The following is a 16452-nucleotide window of genomic DNA, read 5'->3' on the forward strand; positions in this document are numbered from 1 at the left end:
TATCCAAACGCCAAGTCACTTCATGCTGGCAGAATTTTAAGCTGCGCTGTGAGCTATCGATAACATAGGGGCGAACTGGTATGCCGCCCTGCCCACTTTACCTGTCATGTTAGTCTGCCAAGGTGACGCCATGACCTTGACGATCGCGACCACCCCTTTCGCCGACCAGAAGCCCGGCACCTCCGGCCTGCGCAAGAAGGTGCGGGTCTTCCAACAGCCGAACTATGCCGAAAACTTCGTGCAATCAGTGTTCGACGTGCTCGAGGGCTATGCCGGACAGACGCTGGTGCTGGGGGGCGACGGTCGCTTCCTCAACCGGGAGGTGATCCAGACAGCGATTCGCATGGCGGCCGCAAACGGTTTCGGCCGGGTGCTGGTGGGCCTGCGCGGCATCCTTTCGACCCCGGCGGCCAGCAACGTCATCCGCAAGTACGAGGCGTTCGGCGGCCTGGTCCTGTCCGCCAGCCACAATCCCGGCGGGCCGGACGAGGATTTCGGCATCAAGTACAATATTGGCAACGGCGGCCCGGCACCGGAAAAGATCACCGACGCCATTTACGCCCGGACAAAGGTGATTGATCGTTATCTGACAGTTGACGCGCCCGATGTTGATCTCGACTGCTTGGGCGAGACGCTGGTGGCGGGGATGATCGTCGCGGTGATCGATCCGGTCGCCGACTATGCCGAGCTGATGGAGCAATTGTTCGACTTCGACGCGATCCGCGATCTGATCGCGGGCGGCTTCCGCCTCAGCTTCGATGCGATGCACGCGGTCACCGGCCCCTATGCGCAGGAGATCCTTGAGCGGCGGCTGGGTGCGTCGGCGGGCACGGTGGTGAACGGCACGCCCCTGCCGGATTTCGGCGGTCACCATCCCGATCCCAACACGGTCCATGCGCACGAGCTCTTCGAACGGATGTTCGGAGCCGATGCGCCCGATTTCGGGGCTGCTTCGGATGGTGATGGCGACCGCAACCTGATCCTCGGGCGCAACATCTTCGTGACGCCGTCGGATTCGCTTGCGGCCCTCGCCGCCAACGCTCATCTGGCGCCTGGTTATGCGTGCGGTCTTCGGGGCATCGCCCGATCGATGCCGACCAGCGCGGCGGCCGACCGGGTGGCGCAAGCCCTCGGGCTGCCGTTGCACGAGACCCCGACCGGCTGGAAGTTCTTCGGCAACCTGCTTGACGCCGGTATGGCGACGATCTGCGGCGAGGAGAGCGCCGGGACCGGGTCCAACCATGTCCGCGAGAAGGACGGGCTGTGGGCGATATTGCTCTGGCTCAATATCCTGGCAGTGCGACGCGAGAGCGTGGCCGCGATCATGGAGAGCCACTGGGCTCGCTTCGGACGCAACTACTACGCGCGGCATGATTATGAAGGGGTGGACGCGGTTGCGGCAGAGCGGTTGATCGCCGAGCTGCGGGCGGCACTGTCCATCCTGGTCGGCCGTATGGTTCAGGGCCTGACCGTCGTGAGCGCGGACGAATTCGAATATCTGGACCCGGTTGATGGCTCGCTCAGCCGCAATCAAGGCTTGCGAGTGCAGTTCGAAGGCGGCGCCCGCATCGTATTCCGTCTATCCGGAACGGGCACCAGCGGCGCAACGCTGCGCGTCTATCTCGAACGTTACGAGTGGCCGGACGGCATCCTGGATGCCGACACCACTGTGGCCCTTATCGATCTGGTGGCCGCTGCAGATGACCTTGCCGGTATCACCCGGCACACTGGCCGTTCCGCTCCCTCCGTCATCACCTGACCATCTAAGCCTCGGCACGTTGTCATAGTGCTGACTGGGTCATTAGATAACCGGTCGGTCCATATGAGCGGGGTATCGGCTCAACCCCATAGCGGCGTTCAGGGCGGCCTTGTCGCTTCCCGAAAGCCGCCACTCATTCATGTCACTCGATAGATGACGGGTTCAGGGATTCTGGAGAGGATGGCTTGGGGTCTGATCGAACTGGTTTGGTAGTCGCTGGCTTGGCCGTGCTTCTCACCTTCAATCGTGCGTCGAGGGAAGAACGGCAGAACTTTGTAACTGGGCGCTGCCGTGCGACCATAGGTATAACCCCAAGATAGGACGGCCGTGATGCCGCTCATCGCTACCCTTCTCGCGATTGCCCCGCCGGAGACGGTAAGCCCGCAGCCGACAGTGTGCGAGCAAGTCGCCACCGCCTTTCGGTCAGCGATGAGCTGCAATTCGGAAGCTTGCTACGGCTAGGAACATCCACAAAGAGGCGAGACCAGCCAGGCTGCCACCTGGCTCAAGACTCCCGAGTGGACGTTCAGCACCAGATCGTCGCTTCTCCGAAGCTGCCGTTCATTCAACGCGGTCCTTTGCCCGCCTGTCCGTGCTTGCCATCTCAAACCGAATGAACTCTAAACGAGCCCTACGCTAAGGCAGATCAGAGCTTTATTCCGCGCTTCGCTATCTCTACGACGCAATCGTTGCTCTCGTGGCCCGCGATAAATTTATGAATATGTCAGCGAGGTCGAGAAGATCGTTGTCATCGAGAGCAACGATGGTCGCTTCAATCTCTGCGAGCTGCTTCTTAGCGCGTCTATCCTGATTGGAACGCCAGTATTGTCTATTCTGCACCATGCTCGCTGCCTTAGCACGTCGCCTTGCAATTGGGAGTTGCAAACTCAACGATCCAGCGACCTTGACCCCATTTCGGACGTTCAGGCCAGCCTTCTTGCTCGCCAACTCCGGACGTTTGTTCAGCCCGAAGAATGCGCCGCTACGACCAGGCTCGGAGTTGCTTCGGACCATTAGATGGTCTATTTGCTTGAATGTTCGGAGGACCGATGATGCAGGTATCAGTGACGGATGCGAAGGGTCAGTTGACGGACCTGGTACGCCGTGCCGAGGCAGGTGACGAGATAGTTCTGACGCGTCACGGCCGTGCTGCTGTGCGGCTTGTGCCCATGGAACCGAAGCGCGATGTGGCAGGTCGCCGCGCACTGATGGAGGCCGTACAACGGAGCGCGGCAAGTCATCGCAAGCCCGGTCCGAGCGCCGCGCGCAGCCATGACGATCTCTACGGCGAGGATGGCCTGCCCAAGTGATTGTTGTCGACACGTCTGCCTTGATGGCGATCCTGCTCGGCGAGCCTCAAGCTGATGCCTGCATGGATGCGCTGTCGACCGCTGAAGCTCTGTCGATCTCTGCTGGGACAGTAGCGGAAGCACTGATCGTCGCAGATCGGCGTGGTCTTGGGCCAGAGATGCGCCGCCTGGTGGATGAGCTCGGCTTTACGGTCGCGCCGGTCACACCCGCTATGGCGCGGCATGTGGCCGATGCTTACGGCCGCTGGGGCAAGGGCATCAATCCCGCAGGCCTCAACTTTGGCGATTGCTTTGCTTACGCACTGGCGAATGAGCATGCATCTCCGCTCCTGTTTGTCGGTCACGACTTCTCGGCGACTGACCTGCAATCCGCCATTTAGCCAAGCGGACCAAGTTGCGCGAACCAGATGAAGACTGCGCTTGACGTACACAAGAAAAGCGCGCGCATTGTCTTCCTAGCCGAGCCGATGTCGACTCACATAGGCAAAGAGGTGAGTGATGGGACACTCGTCTATGGATCCGGCTTTTCACGAGCTTCGTCCCTGGAACGAGGGGCGCTTGCTCGGCGCAAAACGCGCCCTCAAGCCGCAGCAGGTCTGGGCCATTCGCTTCTGGCTGGACCAGCACCAGCGCTTGCGTGACCGGGCGCTGTTCGACTTTGCGATCGATAGCAAGCTGCGCGGATGTGACGTGGTCAAAGTGCGCATCGGCGACATCGTCGCTGGCGGGCGCATTCGCGACCGTGCCGTGGTGGTGCAGCAGAAGACCAAGCGACCCGTGCAGTTCGAGATTGTCGAGCCGGCTAGGCGGACATTGTTCGCCTGGCTCGAACGACGCGGTGGCACGCTGAACGACTACGTGTTCCCGAGCCGCAACGACTACATGGACCATATGAGCACCCGGCAATATGCCCGCCTTGTGCGGGAATGGGTCACCGGCATCGGGCTGCAGGCAGAAGACTACGGCACCCATTCGCTACGGCGGACGAAAGCTTCGATAATCTACAAGGCGACTGGCAATTTGCGGGCCGTGCAGATCCTGCTGGGCCATGCGAAGATAGAGAGCACCGTCAGGTACCTGGGCGTGGACGTGGAGGATGCGCTGGAACTGGCAGAGCGGGCGGAGGTGTGATGTAATGACAAGGCTCAACCTGGATCGAAAGCATGATGAAGAAGGCGGTCATGACCACGCTCTTCATGCGCCTTCTCACCTGGCCGAAGAAGCTGACTTTCTCCTACCCGACCTCATCAGGCATGCTCAGGCTCTCGCCAGCAAGTATGCCAACCAGCCGGGCGCTTCCGTTGACGACTTCCTCGCTGATCGCTGTCAAGACAGCGGGGAGTAGCCGGCTTACGCGGCCTCTGGCGAGCAGCAGAACCCCATAGCGGACGCTTAGCGGCTCTTCTTCGCTCACCCGAAGCGGCCCTTCGTTCATTTGGCCTTTTCGCCATCTAATTGGATGGATCGGTAACGCGGAGTCGACTTGTGTTGGAACTTTTCTGCCGCTCTCGTGTGAGTGTCGAACGTGACCAATGCCTCGCTGGCGCGCAGCATGGGTTTGCGGCCGACCATCAGCACCGTCTACCAGGCGGCGGGCGAAGGCTGCTGTAGCCTACCGCGATCCTACCAGGACACGGGGCCTTCAGGGCTGTCGAAGCGGCCGCTGACCGGCTCCGCCGTCAGCGCATAGTGCACCGGCAGCCGCGCCCCCTCCGCCGGACTCATCGTGCCCTGCCCATCGGTCAGGTCGGTCTGCACGAAGCCGGGCACAACCGCGTTCACCGTGACGCTGCTCCACGCCAGATCGGCGGCAAGCTGTAGCGTTAGTAGGTTCAGCGCCGCCTTGGAGCTGTTGTAGCCGACCAGCCGGTACGCGTTGAAGGGTGAGGACGGGTCGCCCGCCACCGCCAGCGAGCCAAGCGGACTGCTCAGGTTGACGATCCGCCCTCCGGCCGAGCGGTGCAGCAGCGGCAACATGGCCTGCGTCACGGCGAGGGCGCCCAGGAAGTTGGTTTCGATGGTTTGTCGCACTGCGGCGATGCAGGCGCGGGCGGGCGTGCCATCCTCTGCGGAAAAGATGGCGGCATTGTTCACCAGGACGTCGAGACGGCCATGCTCCACTGCGATGGTGTCGGCGGCCGCGGCGATGCTGTCGGTTTTGGTCACGTCGAGCGGCAGGAAGGTGGCCCCGGCGATCTCCGCTGCAGCGGACTGCCCCCGTGCCGGGTCACGGGCGCCGAGCAGGACGGTAACGCCGGCTTCGGCGAGTTGCCGGGCGATCTCGCGCCCGATGCCCTTGTTGGCGCCGGTGACGAGGGCGATGCGTTCGAGCTGTGCCATGGATGTCCCTTCAGGCGGTGGTGATATCGAGTTGGATCGCGTGCGTGCCGGTCAGGAACGGCAGTCTGCGGGTCGGCCGGCCGGTCAGCGCGAACAATGCGTTGGCGACGGCCGGTGCGATCGGGGCGACGCCGGGCTCGCCCATGCCGCTGGGCGGGTTGGTGGATGGCATGATGTGCGTCTCCACCACCGGCATCTCGTTCATGCGCAGGACGGGATAGGTGTCGAAATTGGTCTGCTGCACGATCCCGTCCTGCAGCGTCACCGCACCGTACATGGCGGCCGACAACCCGAAGCCGATGCTGCCTTCCACCTGGGCCGCGATCTGGTCGGGCGAGATGGCGATGCCGCAATCCACCACCGCGGTCACGCGGCGGACGATCGGCCGTGTGCCTTCCAGCCTTACCTCCGCCATCTGGCCGACGATCGTGCCGAAGCTTTCGTGAACCGCCATGCCGCGCGCCCAGCCCGGTTCCAGCGGGGTGCCCCAGCCGGCGCGGTCGCATAACTCGTCCAGCACGGCCAGCCTGCGAGTGGTGCCCGCAGCACGATACAGCACCCGCCGATACTCGGCCGGATCGTGCCCTGCCCGGCGGGCGAGCTGGTCGATGATGTGCTCCATCGCCATCGCCGTGTGCGAGTGGCCGACCGATCGCCAGAAGGACACGGGCACCGGCACGTCCGGCGTGCTGATGCGGCAGTCCAGCACCTGCGCGGTCACAAAGTAGGGCGATCCTGCCACACCTTCATAATTCTGTGCGTTAGGCCCGACCGGCAGCAGCCCCTGCGACACGATGTGGTGGCGCCAGTCGGCAGGGTAGCCATCCGGCCGCAGTGCAATGGTCGCGCGATGGTGCACCATGGGTCGATAATAGCCGGCGGCCATCTCGTCCTCTCGCGTCCACATCAGCTTGACCGGGCGGCCTCCGGTGCGCCGGGCGATGCGCATGCATTCCACGACGTAATCGCCCCAGACGACCCCGCGCCGCCCGAAGGAGCCGCCGGCGGCAAGCACATGCAGGTTGACCCGTCCCGGTATGGTATGGGCCGACAGTGCCGCATGCACCTGATCGATGGAGGCGTTGTGGCAGCCCGACCAGATGTTCACATCCCAGCCGTCCACCTGCGCGACGCAGTCCAGCGGCTCCATCGGGGCGTGCGCCAGCCATGGGAAGTCAAGCGTGGTCTTGAAGATGTCGCCCGCCTGGGACTGTTGGAAGTCGCCGCGTTCCTCAAATCGGTCGAAGTCCAGTTCTTCCAGCCCTTCGGCCACTGCGCGATACCAGTCGGCGATCTCGGCGGAGGAGCGGGTCTCCGCTGCGCTGTCATCCCAGCGCAGACTCAGCGCCTCTCGCCCGCGAATGGCCGCGAACGTGTTGCGGGCGACCACCGCCACCCCCGTTTCGATCGCGAATACGTCCACTATGTCCGGAACCTCGCGGGCCGCGCGATCGTCGAAGCCGGCCAAGCGTCCGCCGAACCGCGGCGAATGCGCGACCATCGCCACCAGTATACCGGGCAGGTGGATGTCCTGCGTGTAGACCTGCTGACCGGTGCTCTTGGGCAGGCAGTCCTTCCGCCGGACACGGTCGGTGCCGATCAGGCGATAATCCATGGGATGTTTCAGCACCGGCTGCTGCGGCGGGGTCTGCCGGGCCGCATCCACCAGCAGGTCGACAAAGGTCGCCGATCTGCCGCTCGCCGCGTGCGACACGATCCCGTCCTGCACGGCCAAGTGGCGGGGCGGAACCTGCCAGCGCAGCGCGGCGGCATTGACGAACATCGCACGCGCCGCCGCGCCGGTCTGGCGCAGCCGGTCCCAATGGCTCGCGACATTGTTCGATCCGCCGGTCGCCTGCACGCCGAAGCGGGTGAAATCCACCGGCGCGGTAACGATCCGCACGCGGTCCCAATCGGCGTCGAGTTCCTCCGCGATCATCGCCGCCAGCGCGGCGTGGATGCCCTGGCCCATCTCCTGCTGCGGATTGACGATCGTCACCCAACCATCAGGCTCCACGCGGATGTAGGGGCCGAACGGGCCGGGCTCTGCCTCCGTGCCGCCCGCCGTCAGCGCCGCACCCAGCACCTCCAGCGGGTGCGTGACGGTGTAGCCGACGACCAGCGCGCCGCCAGCCAATGTGCCGCCAAGGATCATCTTGCGGCGGGTCATTTTCATGCGGGGCATGCGGCACCTGTCTCCAGCCAGGCATCGATCAGCGCGCCGAAAGCGGCCTGCGTACCCGGTGCGGGGGTTCGATCGCCGCCGGGGTGCCACGCCCAGGCGACCAGTTCGTCATGCGTCACATGATGCAGCAACTCGGCCCGGGTCATGTGGGAGCGGGCGGGATCAAGCAGCTGGCGGCAGATCTGCCCCAGCGTGCGGCCCTGCCACGCCTGCTCGATGGGTGCGAGCTGCCACTTGGGATTGCCGGGCACGCCCGATGCGGCGAAGTTCGCACTGTTGTGGCAGGTCGTGCAGCGCAGCAGGGGATCGCCGCCATCGTCCGGCCCGCGGGTCACGGCCGGCATGTGCGGGCGCATGGTATCGGTTTGGGTCGGACTATCGCTGCGCGGGTGGCAATTCATGCACCGAGGATGCTGGATCACCCGCCCCGCCTCCTGGAACAGGGCGACGGAACGCATGGCAGGATCGGTGATGCCGGCGAAACTGGCCACGGTGCGGAGCTGCTCAGGCGCGAGCGCGCTCGCCTCCTCCGCCAGCGGTCGGGCCTCCGGCAGGGGAGGCGAGCGCAGGGCGATGATCGCGGCCAGCAGGATGATAGCCAGAACCAGCAGCGTCAGCGGCAGGCAGCCGATCCGGACGCGCCACAGCCTCACGATGCAGCCAGCGCCCTGGCGGCATCATGGATGCCGGCGCGGATACGCGGATAAGTGGCGCAACGGCAGATATTGCCGCTCATCGCCCGGTTGATGGCGGCATCGTCGGGCGCCGGATCGGCCCGCAGCAGCGCCACCGCGCTCATGATCTGGCCCGACTGGCAGAACCCGCATTGCGGCACCCCACGCGCGACCCAGGCGGCGCGGATCGCCTCGGCTTCTGGACCGGCGACCGCCTCGATCGTGTCGATCCGGCGGCCAACGGTGGTAGCTACGGGGATCGAGCAGGAGCGCACCGGCCGCCCGTCCAGATGCACGGTACAGGCCCCGCACTGCGCCTTGCCGCAGCCATATTTTGTGCCGGTCAGCCGCAGCGTGTCACGGAGGACCCATAGCAGCGGCGTGTCGCCATCATCGGTGACCTGATGCAGTTCGCCGTTGACGGAAAGAAGTTGGGTCATGCGCCGATGGTACGGTTTGCAGGATCGGGTGCGAACGCCGGATACTCGGCAAGGCTTGCCCAATCCTACGACCGCGCATTCAGACGGGCGGAGCGGCGTAATTCATCGCCTGCAGGTCGGCGACGAGTCCCGGCCCGTGCGGCTGCCAGTCGAGCTGCGCGCGCGTCCAGGTGCTGCTGGCGGCGCCGTTGCGGCCGATGAAGGCCGCCAGCCAGCCGAAATGGTCGGCCGCATCCGTTGCCGGCAGGGCTACGGCCGGCACGTCCAGCCCTGTGGCAACGGCTTCCGCCACCTGCCGGAACAGCACCCCTTCCTCCGCCGCGGCATGGTAGCGCGCGCCCGCCTTCCCATGCGTCAGCGCCAGCGAGTAAAGGCGGGCGACATCGGAGACATGCCCCGCCGACCAGCGATCCGCCCCTTCGCCGACATAGCCGGCCATGCCGTGCCGGCGGGCATGGTCGATGTAGAAGGTGATCAGGCCCTGCCTCACCGGATCATGGACCTGCGGCAGGCGGACGACGCGCGCGTCCACTCCCATCTGCAGCACGTCCTCCACCGCCCGTTCGGTGGCCGCGCGCGGCGCTGGGGAGGAGGGATCGAACACTGATTCAAGCGCCGGGGCGCCGTCGCCCGCATCGCCTAGCGTGCAGGCGGACGTCACGAGAAAGGGCCGGTCCGACCCCCGCAGCACCGTGCCCATGGCCCGGATCGCTTCCCTATCGGCGGCGCAATTGGCGGCATAGGTGGTGAAGTCGTGCACAAAGGCGGTGTGTATGATCGCGTCGGCCTGCTCGGCACCGGCGCGCAGACTGGCGAGATCCGCGACAGTGCCGCGATGGATCCCGGCGCCGGCCTCAGCCAATTGGCGCGCACCGGCATCGGAACGCGCAAGCCCCAGCACCTGATGACCTGCGGCCAGCAGTTCGGGCACGATCCGCGAACCGACGAAGCCGGTCGCGCCGGTCAGGAAAATGCGCATGTTTGCTTCTCCATTCTTGTCCGAAGCAAGTAATCAGGGCACAGTGCATCCTGTTAAAGTAGTGATCGCATCCTAGTATAACCTTCAACCGGATCGCCATGCCTGCACCCGCTGCCACCCCCCTCGCCACCTTCCTGCGCGATCGCCGCACGCGCATGGACCCGGCCGCATTCGGCTTCGGTGGACGGCGGCGCACGCCGGGATTGCGACGGGAGGAGGTGGCGCAGCGGGCCAACATTTCCGCCACATGGTACACCTGGCTGGAACAGGGGCGTGGTGGCGCGCCATCGGCCGACGTGCTGGACCGGATCGCCACCGGCCTGATGCTCACCGCGCCGGAGCGGGAGCATCTGTTCATGCTCGGCCTCGGTCGCCCGCCCGCGCCCAGCTACCACGCGGATGATGGCGTAACGCCGCGACTGCAGCGGGTGCTGGACGCGCTGACGCTGAGCCCGGCGATCATCAAGACCGCTACGTGGGACGTGCTGGCATGGAACCGCGCTGCGGCGGTGCTGCTGACCGATTATGCGCGATTGCCGCGCGAGGAGCGCAACGTATTGCGGCTGATCTTCACCAATCCGCGCACCCGCGCCGCGCAGGAAGACTGGCTTGCGGTCGCGCGGTATGTCGTGGGTGCCTTCCGCGCCGATGCCGCGCGGGCCGGCGCCGGTGCGGAGATCACCCGGCTGGTGGCCGAACTCTCCGCCGCCAGCTCTGAATTTGCTGCCCTTTGGCGGGAAAACGACGTGGTCGGGGAAGGTGCCGGCCACAAGCGGCTGCGCCACCCGGCATACGGGCTGATCGAACTGGAATTCTCCAGCTTCGCGGTAGAGGGGCGGTCGGACCTGGCCATGGTGGTCTACAATCCGCTCGATCATGCGGCGGCCCGTCGGGTGGAGGCAGTGCTGGCCGCCGCCGCACCTTCCGCCGGTGGGCCGCCGGCGTGACCGGGGCAGCGTACTTCACCGGCCCGCGCGCGGCCGTGCTGCTGGCGGCGCTGTTTGCGATCAGCGTGTTCGCGCAGATCGACCGTATCCTGCCGTTCATCCTGGCGGAGGCGATCAAGGCGGAGCTGGCGTTGTCCGACACGCAGGTCGGTCTCGTCACCGGTCTCGCTTTCGCGGTCTGCTACACCCTACTATTGCTCCCGCTCGCCCGACTGGCGGACCGGGGCTCGCCGCGCGCCGTGCTGGTCGGTTGCACGCTGGTATGGAGCGCGATGACCGCGCTGGGCGGAGCCGCGACGGGCTTCGCCTTCCTGGCGCTGACCCGAATTGGAGTGGCGGTGGGTGAAGCAGGCGCGGTCCCATCCGCCCACGCGCTGATCGCCCGGCGGATCGCGCCGGAGCGGCGCGGCCTTGCCATCGGCATTTTCTCAATGGGCATACCGCTGGGCGCGATGGCCGGCTTCGCCCTGGGCGGCGCGGTCAGCGATGCATGGGGCTGGCGCACGGCGCTGGTCGGCGCGGGTATGCTGGGCGTGCTGGTGGCGCTGTTCGCCCTGGCAGCCGCCGGACCGACGTTGCCGGAGCCCGGTGCAGGCCGGCCGCCCTATCTGCGCGAAAGCCTGCGCCTGCTGGCCGCGCCCGCGTTCCGCTGGCTGTTCGCCGGGGCGATTGCCACCGGCTTCGCCGCGGCACCGTTCTACGCCTTCGTCGCACCGTTCCTGATCCGGGTCCACGGCTTCAGCGCGACGGAGGCAGGGCTGGCGTTCGGCGGATTGCAGGGGCTGATGGGCATCGCGGGCACCTTGCTGGGCGGGCGGGCGTATGATCGGGCGGCCCGCGCCGGGCGCCACCATCTGCGCGGGCCGGCGATGCTGTTCGGACTTGCGGCCGTCACCACCACCGCAGCCCTGCTGGCGCCGGACAGTACGATGGCGGTCGCGCTGCTGGCGCCGGCGATGTTCGCCTTCACCTATGTCCTGCCGCATGCCTTTGGAACTGCGCATCTGCTGGCGGGGCCAGGGCGGGAGGCGATGGCATCCAGCCTGATACTGATCGGGACCGGCCTAGTCGGGCCGGCGCTTGGTCCGCTGATCGTCGGCCTGGTCAGCGACGCGGCGGCCGGCGCGGGCCTGCCGCGCGGCCTGGCGCTGGGTCTGATGATCGTGCCGCTGGCCAGCGCCCTGGCCGCCCTGGCCTGCCGCGCCGCCGACCGACGCATCGCCGCCTGACGATCAGGCGGCAGCGATGCCGACGGCGATCGCCGGGCGACCGAAGCGGACACTCGTCAGCCGTTCGGATTCGTCCCACAATCGCCGGGCCACATCCCGGTCCAGTGCCTGCGGCGGCACCTTGGCTGACGTGGGATGCCCGCGTGTGCCGCCAAGTCGATCCGGCCCGTAATAGCCGCCACCGTCCGCCTGTGATGCAGTCGCCGCATAGAGCGTCGGCAGAGCACCCTGTGCCGCCGGCTGGAACAGAAACGGCATGGTCGTGAGCAGCAGACCGTTGAGGCTGCCCCGGCCCGAACCATTGGGAATCAGCTCGGTGCGGCTGACGCCCGGATGGGCGGCAATGCTGCGGATCGGCCAGCCCGCCGCCTCTGCCCGGCGCTGCAGCTCGAACGCGAACAGCAGGCAAGCAAGCTTGGACTGAGCGTAGACGGGGAAGGGTTTGTAATCCCGCTCCGAATTGAGGTCATGGAAATTGATCGCGCCGCTGGGCGCCGCGATGCTGGACAGGCTGACCACCCGCGAGGACCGCCCATTGCACAGCAGCGGGAGCAGCAATCCGGTCAACGCAAAATGGCCGAGGTGGTTGGTGCCCAGTTGCAGCTCGAAGCCGTTGGCGGTCACCCGTCGCACGGGCGGAGCCATCACGCCGGCATTATTGACCAGCAGATCGATACACCGGCGATCCCGCCCGATCCGCTCAGCAAAGGCGCCGATGGAGTCGAGATCGGCAAGGTCCAGTTGCTCGAAGCTGACGGCGGCCCCCGGCACCGCATCGCGGATGCTGTCGACCGCGGTGGCACCCTTGTCCGGGTTGCGGCCGGCAACGATCACCCCCGCCCCTGCACGCGCCAGGGCAAGAGCTGTCTCGTAGCCGAGGCCGCCAGTGCCGGTGACGATGGCCAGGCGGCCGTTCTGGGACGGAATGTCCGATGCAGTCCAACGGGGCATGACAGGCTCCTTTCACGATACCCGCCAAAGCTAGTGCCGGTGCCGTCCGGCACCATGCCCGATGCCAGCCGTTACATGCCCGATCCTCCGGCGGCGGCGCGCCGCTCCCCCGGCTGGCGTGCGGCGGCCGCCAGCAGCGCGCGGAAGTTCATGACGTCCCGCTTGGGCGCGACACCGAAGGCGCGCGTATACTCACGGCTGAACTGGGACGCGCTCTCGTACCCGACCTGGAACGCCGCCTCCGATACGTTGGCGGCATTGGTCACCATCAGCCGCCGCGCCTCCAGCAGGCGCAGTTGCTTCTGGAACTGGACCGGCGTCATCGATGTCATCTGCTTGAAGTGGTGATGGAAGGACGACGGGCTCATGTTCGCCACCTCCGCCAGTTGTTCTACCCGCAGCGTCTCGGCGAACTTGCGATGCAGCATCTGGATGACGCGGGCGACCCGTTCGGTATTGGTTTCGGGCAAGGCCAGCTTGGCCATCTCGCCGCCATGCGGCCCGGTCAGCAGCCAGTAGCAGATTTCCCGCATGATTGCGGGGTAGAGCACCGGCACGGCATCGGGCGTCTGCGTCAGGCGCACCAGCCGCGTGATGCAATCGGCCAGCGGTTCGTCCACCCGCCCGATGAACACGCACGGCACGTTGGCAGCGGAGGGCACGGGCGGGCTCGCCATCTGCTGCATCACCTCGCGCAGCATGGCGACGTCGAAATCGACGGTGACACCGAGATAGGGCTTTTCTGGAGTGGCGCCGACCATGCGACCCTTGGCCGGCAGCTCCACGCTGACCACCAGGCATTCCATTTCCCGGTAAGCGAGCGCGGTGTCGCCAAACATGATTTCCTTGGCGCCCTTCACCACCACGCAGAGCGACGGACGGTAGATGTTGCGGATCGGCATGATCTCCTGACAGGATCGCACGATCCGCACTGCATCCATCGGCGTAAGGAACTGACCCTCGCCGCCGCCCTGCGCCGCGATCACCTCCATCATTGCCGCCACCAGGGAAGGCGGCGAGAGGCGTGCCCCGCCGTTCTCCGCGGGGTGCGCTTGCCCTGCAGGAAAAGGCAAGATCTTCGCTGTATCTGATATTCTGTTCATCGACCGGTCCCTCTAGCTTGAGCATGCGAAAACCAAGCGGGACGAGAGCATCATGGCAGAACGTCGCTTAAGGTCAATGGTACTTCAAAGTACTGCGGATGATGTCGGCAACAGGCCGGGTCGAAATCTGCATTATGGTTGGCAGATCTTGCCTGTTTACCCATTCCCTATTCTCTTGAATCCTTTGTGCCTATTGCCGGACAAGGGATAGGCTTGGCGCGTTCCTGCGGCGACCCAACCCGATACGATGGCTGCGCACTTTGCCGGCCCTCGAAAGCGACCCGCTGATCTCGTCCGGCAACGACTCATCCTAGCACCGAAAGCGGCAGCGCCAATGGCTGCCGCGCCAAGCCGACCCGTTTCGGCCGGCGATCAGTCACCCCCAACCCGCCGGTCCGATCGGCGCCTGCCTGCCCCGGAGGCGCCGGCCACTGGGGGCTTCCGCCCCATTGCAGCACCCGGTGGCTCCCCTCCCCTGCCCCAAGGAAACTGTCCGTATGCGTCACATCCTTCCCCCTCTGTTCGCCACCTGCTGCGCCATTCCCGCCGCCGCGCAGGAGGCACCCTCCGCCGGAGGCCTGCACGGGCAGGTCGCCGTGGGTGCCGGCGTCGCACCCGAATATGACGGATCGGACGACATGCGGGTCATTCCGCTGCTGTTCGGCGATCTGCAATTGGGCGACGTCACGCTGGAACTGCGTGGCCTGCGTGCCCGGGCCGACCTGATCGCCGATCCGCGCCTGTCGCTGGGTCCTGTCATCGCCCCCCGACTGGAACGCAACGACGTGGATGGGCCGGTCGGCTTGCTGCCGGAGATCGACACGGCAGTGGAGGCGGGCGCATTTGTCGGCTACCGCCTGGGCGGCGATGCGCGCGGACAGGGGGCAGTGCAGGTGGAGCTTACCGCCCTGCATGACGTGTCCGATGTCCATAACGGATCGTTGGTAACCGGCAGTGCCAGCTATGCGGCGATCAGAAGGCTCGACCTGTTCGTGTCTCTGGATGCGCAGGCGACCTGGGCCGACGCCGATTATACCCGAATCTATTTCGGCATTGCTCCCGCCGCCGCAATGGCCAGCAACCTCGCCCCCTACGATCCCGGTGCCGGCTTCCGGGATGTGGGCGCCGGAATCACCGTCGGTTACTACTTCAGCCGGCGCTGGGGCGTGATCGGCCGGGCCGGAGCGAACTACTTGATCGGCGACCCGGCAGACAGTCCGGTCACCGATGAAGGCCGCCGCTGGCAGCCCCTCGCCGGCGTCGCATTGTCGTATCGGTTCTGAGCGGCCACGCCCATGATCGCCGCCGATCCGATCGCCGCCGCGCTGCTGCTGGTGGCCCCGTTGGGCCTGCTTGGCGTGTTCACGCTCTCCCTTGTGGAGCGGGTGGTGCCGGTGCTGCCTTCGCAAGGTCTGTTCGCGGCCATCGGCATGGCATCGGCGCAGGGCCATTGGAACCTGCCTGCGGCCCTGTCGCTATCGGTGCTGGGCAGCAGCGTCGGCGCGGGTGCCTGCTTCGTCGCCGGCTGCGCCATGGCCCGATCGCGCCGCCTGCGCCTGCCGCGCGGACTTCGGCGCCGGTTCGGCCTCGGCCGGAGATTGCCGCATGGGAACGGTGCAACGCTGCCCTTCAGCGCGCAGATGGTGCCGGCCGTGCGCTTACTGGCCCCATTGATGGGTGGCGCAATGCGGGCCGATCCGCGACGATTCCTGCTCTGGACACTGGCAGGGCTGAGCCTGTGGAACGCCGCCTTCATGACGCTGGGCTATCTACTTGCGCAGCCGGGACGGGCACCGAACATGACGCTGGTGTGCCTAATGCTGGGCGCCGCGTCGGGCCTGCTCCTCCTGCTGCTGCGGATTACCGCACGATGGCGCCGACTGACAGCGAGCCGCTGGTCGGACCGCCTGCGGTTCTGGCGGGCGTGGCTGCGCGATCCACTGGCGGTGGCGGCGCTGGCACCGTCGGGCCGCGCACTCGCGGCGCTGATCACGCGGGAGATCGCGCCGGGCACCGGCCCCGTGCTCGAACTCGGCAGCGGCACCGGCGTGTTCGCCCAGGCGCTGCTGGCCCGCGGCGTGCCTGCATCGTCACTGACCCTGGTAGAACGGGATCCGGACCTTGCCGCTCTGCTGCGCCGGCGCTTCCCGGACGCGAGAATCCTGTCGATCGATGCGGCCGCGCTGGCGCAGAACGGCATGACCGGGCCCATGCCGTTCGGTTCCGCCGTCTGCGGCCTGGGCCTGCTCGCCATGCCACCGGCGCAGGTGGAGTCGATCCTGAGAGCGACTTTCGCCCGCCTCGCCCCCGGCGCGTCCCTGTACCTGTTCACCTATGGTCGCCAGTGCTCCGTGCCGGATACCGTCTTGCAGCGCCTCAGTCTGACATCTCGACGCATCGGAACCGCATGGCGCAATCTTCCGCCCGCGACAGTGCATCGCCTGCGCGCGACAAGCCCGCTCGAAGCATGAGCTTTCCAAGGTTCGACCGCCGACAATCCGTCTCCTTGCCACATCCACCCTGCCCTTTGTCGGA

Annotated in this window: 15 protein-coding genes; 8 read left to right on the plus strand and 7 right to left on the minus strand. The window is 66.3% G+C overall.

Annotated elements, in window-relative coordinates:
- Positions 1-130: 130 nt before the first annotated feature.
- From V5740_RS08835 to V5740_RS08850, 4 genes are all read left to right on the plus strand, one after another.
- The gene (locus V5740_RS08835; protein ID WP_347302117.1) at positions 131-1759 is read left to right on the plus strand and encodes an alpha-D-glucose phosphate-specific phosphoglucomutase; all 1629 of its coding nucleotides are present in this window, start codon (positions 131-133) and stop codon (positions 1757-1759) included.
- Between the two features lie 1049 nt (positions 1760-2808).
- Entirely contained in the window at positions 2809-3069 is a 261-nt protein-coding gene (locus V5740_RS08840; RefSeq protein WP_347302118.1) for a type II toxin-antitoxin system prevent-host-death family antitoxin, read from the plus strand.
- Positions 3066-3449, plus strand: coding sequence for a type II toxin-antitoxin system VapC family toxin (locus tag V5740_RS08845; RefSeq protein WP_347302119.1), 384 nt, complete (start codon positions 3066-3068; stop codon positions 3447-3449). Before V5740_RS08840 ends, V5740_RS08845 begins: the two co-directional genes overlap by 4 nt.
- Positions 3450-3582: 133 nt before the next feature.
- Positions 3583-4200 carry a tyrosine-type recombinase/integrase gene (locus V5740_RS08850; RefSeq protein ID WP_347302120.1) on the plus strand — a complete coding sequence of 206 codons (618 nt, stop codon included), beginning with the start codon at positions 3583-3585 and terminating at the stop codon, positions 4198-4200.
- A 492-nt stretch (positions 4201-4692) separates the two neighbouring features.
- Here V5740_RS08850 and V5740_RS08855 read toward each other — a convergent pair whose 3' ends face one another.
- From V5740_RS08855 to V5740_RS08875, 5 genes are all read right to left on the minus strand, one after another.
- On the minus strand, positions 4693-5409 hold the full coding sequence (locus tag V5740_RS08855; protein ID WP_347302121.1) for an SDR family NAD(P)-dependent oxidoreductase: 717 nt from the start codon (positions 5407-5409) through the stop codon (positions 4693-4695).
- A 10-nt stretch (positions 5410-5419) separates the two neighbouring features.
- A complete protein-coding gene (locus tag V5740_RS08860) occupies positions 5420-7594 on the minus strand; it encodes a molybdopterin cofactor-binding domain-containing protein (RefSeq protein WP_347302122.1) in 2175 nt (724 codons plus the stop codon).
- Positions 7582-8247, minus strand: a complete 666-nt coding sequence (locus V5740_RS08865) for an Isoquinoline 1-oxidoreductase subunit (RefSeq protein ID WP_347302123.1) — start codon at positions 8245-8247, stop codon at positions 7582-7584. The genes V5740_RS08860 and V5740_RS08865 overlap by 13 nt, the downstream gene beginning before the upstream one ends.
- Complete coding sequence (locus V5740_RS08870) at positions 8244-8708, minus strand: (2Fe-2S)-binding protein (protein WP_347302124.1); 465 nt, start codon at positions 8706-8708, stop codon at positions 8244-8246. The genes V5740_RS08865 and V5740_RS08870 overlap by 4 nt, the downstream gene beginning before the upstream one ends.
- Before the next feature lie 79 nt (positions 8709-8787).
- Positions 8788-9687 (minus strand): SDR family oxidoreductase, encoded by a 900-nt coding sequence (locus tag V5740_RS08875; protein WP_347302125.1) that lies wholly within the window; start codon positions 9685-9687, stop codon positions 8788-8790.
- Positions 9688-9785: 98 nt separating this feature from the next.
- On the opposite strand from V5740_RS08875, the gene V5740_RS08880 reads away from it, so the two are divergent.
- Together V5740_RS08880 and V5740_RS08885 are read left to right on the plus strand one after the other, a co-directional pair.
- Positions 9786-10634 (plus strand): helix-turn-helix transcriptional regulator, encoded by an 849-nt coding sequence (locus V5740_RS08880; protein WP_347302126.1) that lies wholly within the window; start codon positions 9786-9788, stop codon positions 10632-10634.
- On the plus strand, positions 10631-11863 hold the full coding sequence (locus tag V5740_RS08885) for an MFS transporter (RefSeq protein ID WP_347302127.1): 1233 nt from the start codon (positions 10631-10633) through the stop codon (positions 11861-11863). Before V5740_RS08880 ends, V5740_RS08885 begins: the two co-directional genes overlap by 4 nt.
- Positions 11864-11866: 3 nt before the next feature.
- Here V5740_RS08885 and V5740_RS08890 read toward each other — a convergent pair whose 3' ends face one another.
- Together V5740_RS08890 and V5740_RS08895 are read right to left on the minus strand one after the other, a co-directional pair.
- On the minus strand, positions 11867-12814 hold the full coding sequence (locus V5740_RS08890; protein WP_347302128.1) for an oxidoreductase: 948 nt from the start codon (positions 12812-12814) through the stop codon (positions 11867-11869).
- A 71-nt stretch (positions 12815-12885) separates the two neighbouring features.
- A complete protein-coding gene (locus V5740_RS08895; RefSeq protein ID WP_347302129.1) occupies positions 12886-13809 on the minus strand; it encodes an AraC family transcriptional regulator in 924 nt (307 codons plus the stop codon).
- 605 nt (positions 13810-14414) lie between these two features.
- On the opposite strand from V5740_RS08895, the gene V5740_RS08900 reads away from it, so the two are divergent.
- On the plus strand, positions 14415-15200 hold the full coding sequence (locus V5740_RS08900) for a MipA/OmpV family protein (RefSeq protein WP_347302130.1): 786 nt from the start codon (positions 14415-14417) through the stop codon (positions 15198-15200).
- Between the two features lie 12 nt (positions 15201-15212).
- Positions 15213-16388 (plus strand): VTT domain-containing protein, encoded by a 1176-nt coding sequence (locus tag V5740_RS08905; protein ID WP_347302131.1) that lies wholly within the window; start codon positions 15213-15215, stop codon positions 16386-16388.
- Positions 16389-16452: the final 64 nt, after the last annotated feature.

This window comes from Croceibacterium sp. TMG7-5b_MA50 (assembly GCF_039830145.1).
In the GTDB taxonomy this organism is placed as follows: domain Bacteria; phylum Pseudomonadota; class Alphaproteobacteria; order Sphingomonadales; family Sphingomonadaceae; genus Croceibacterium.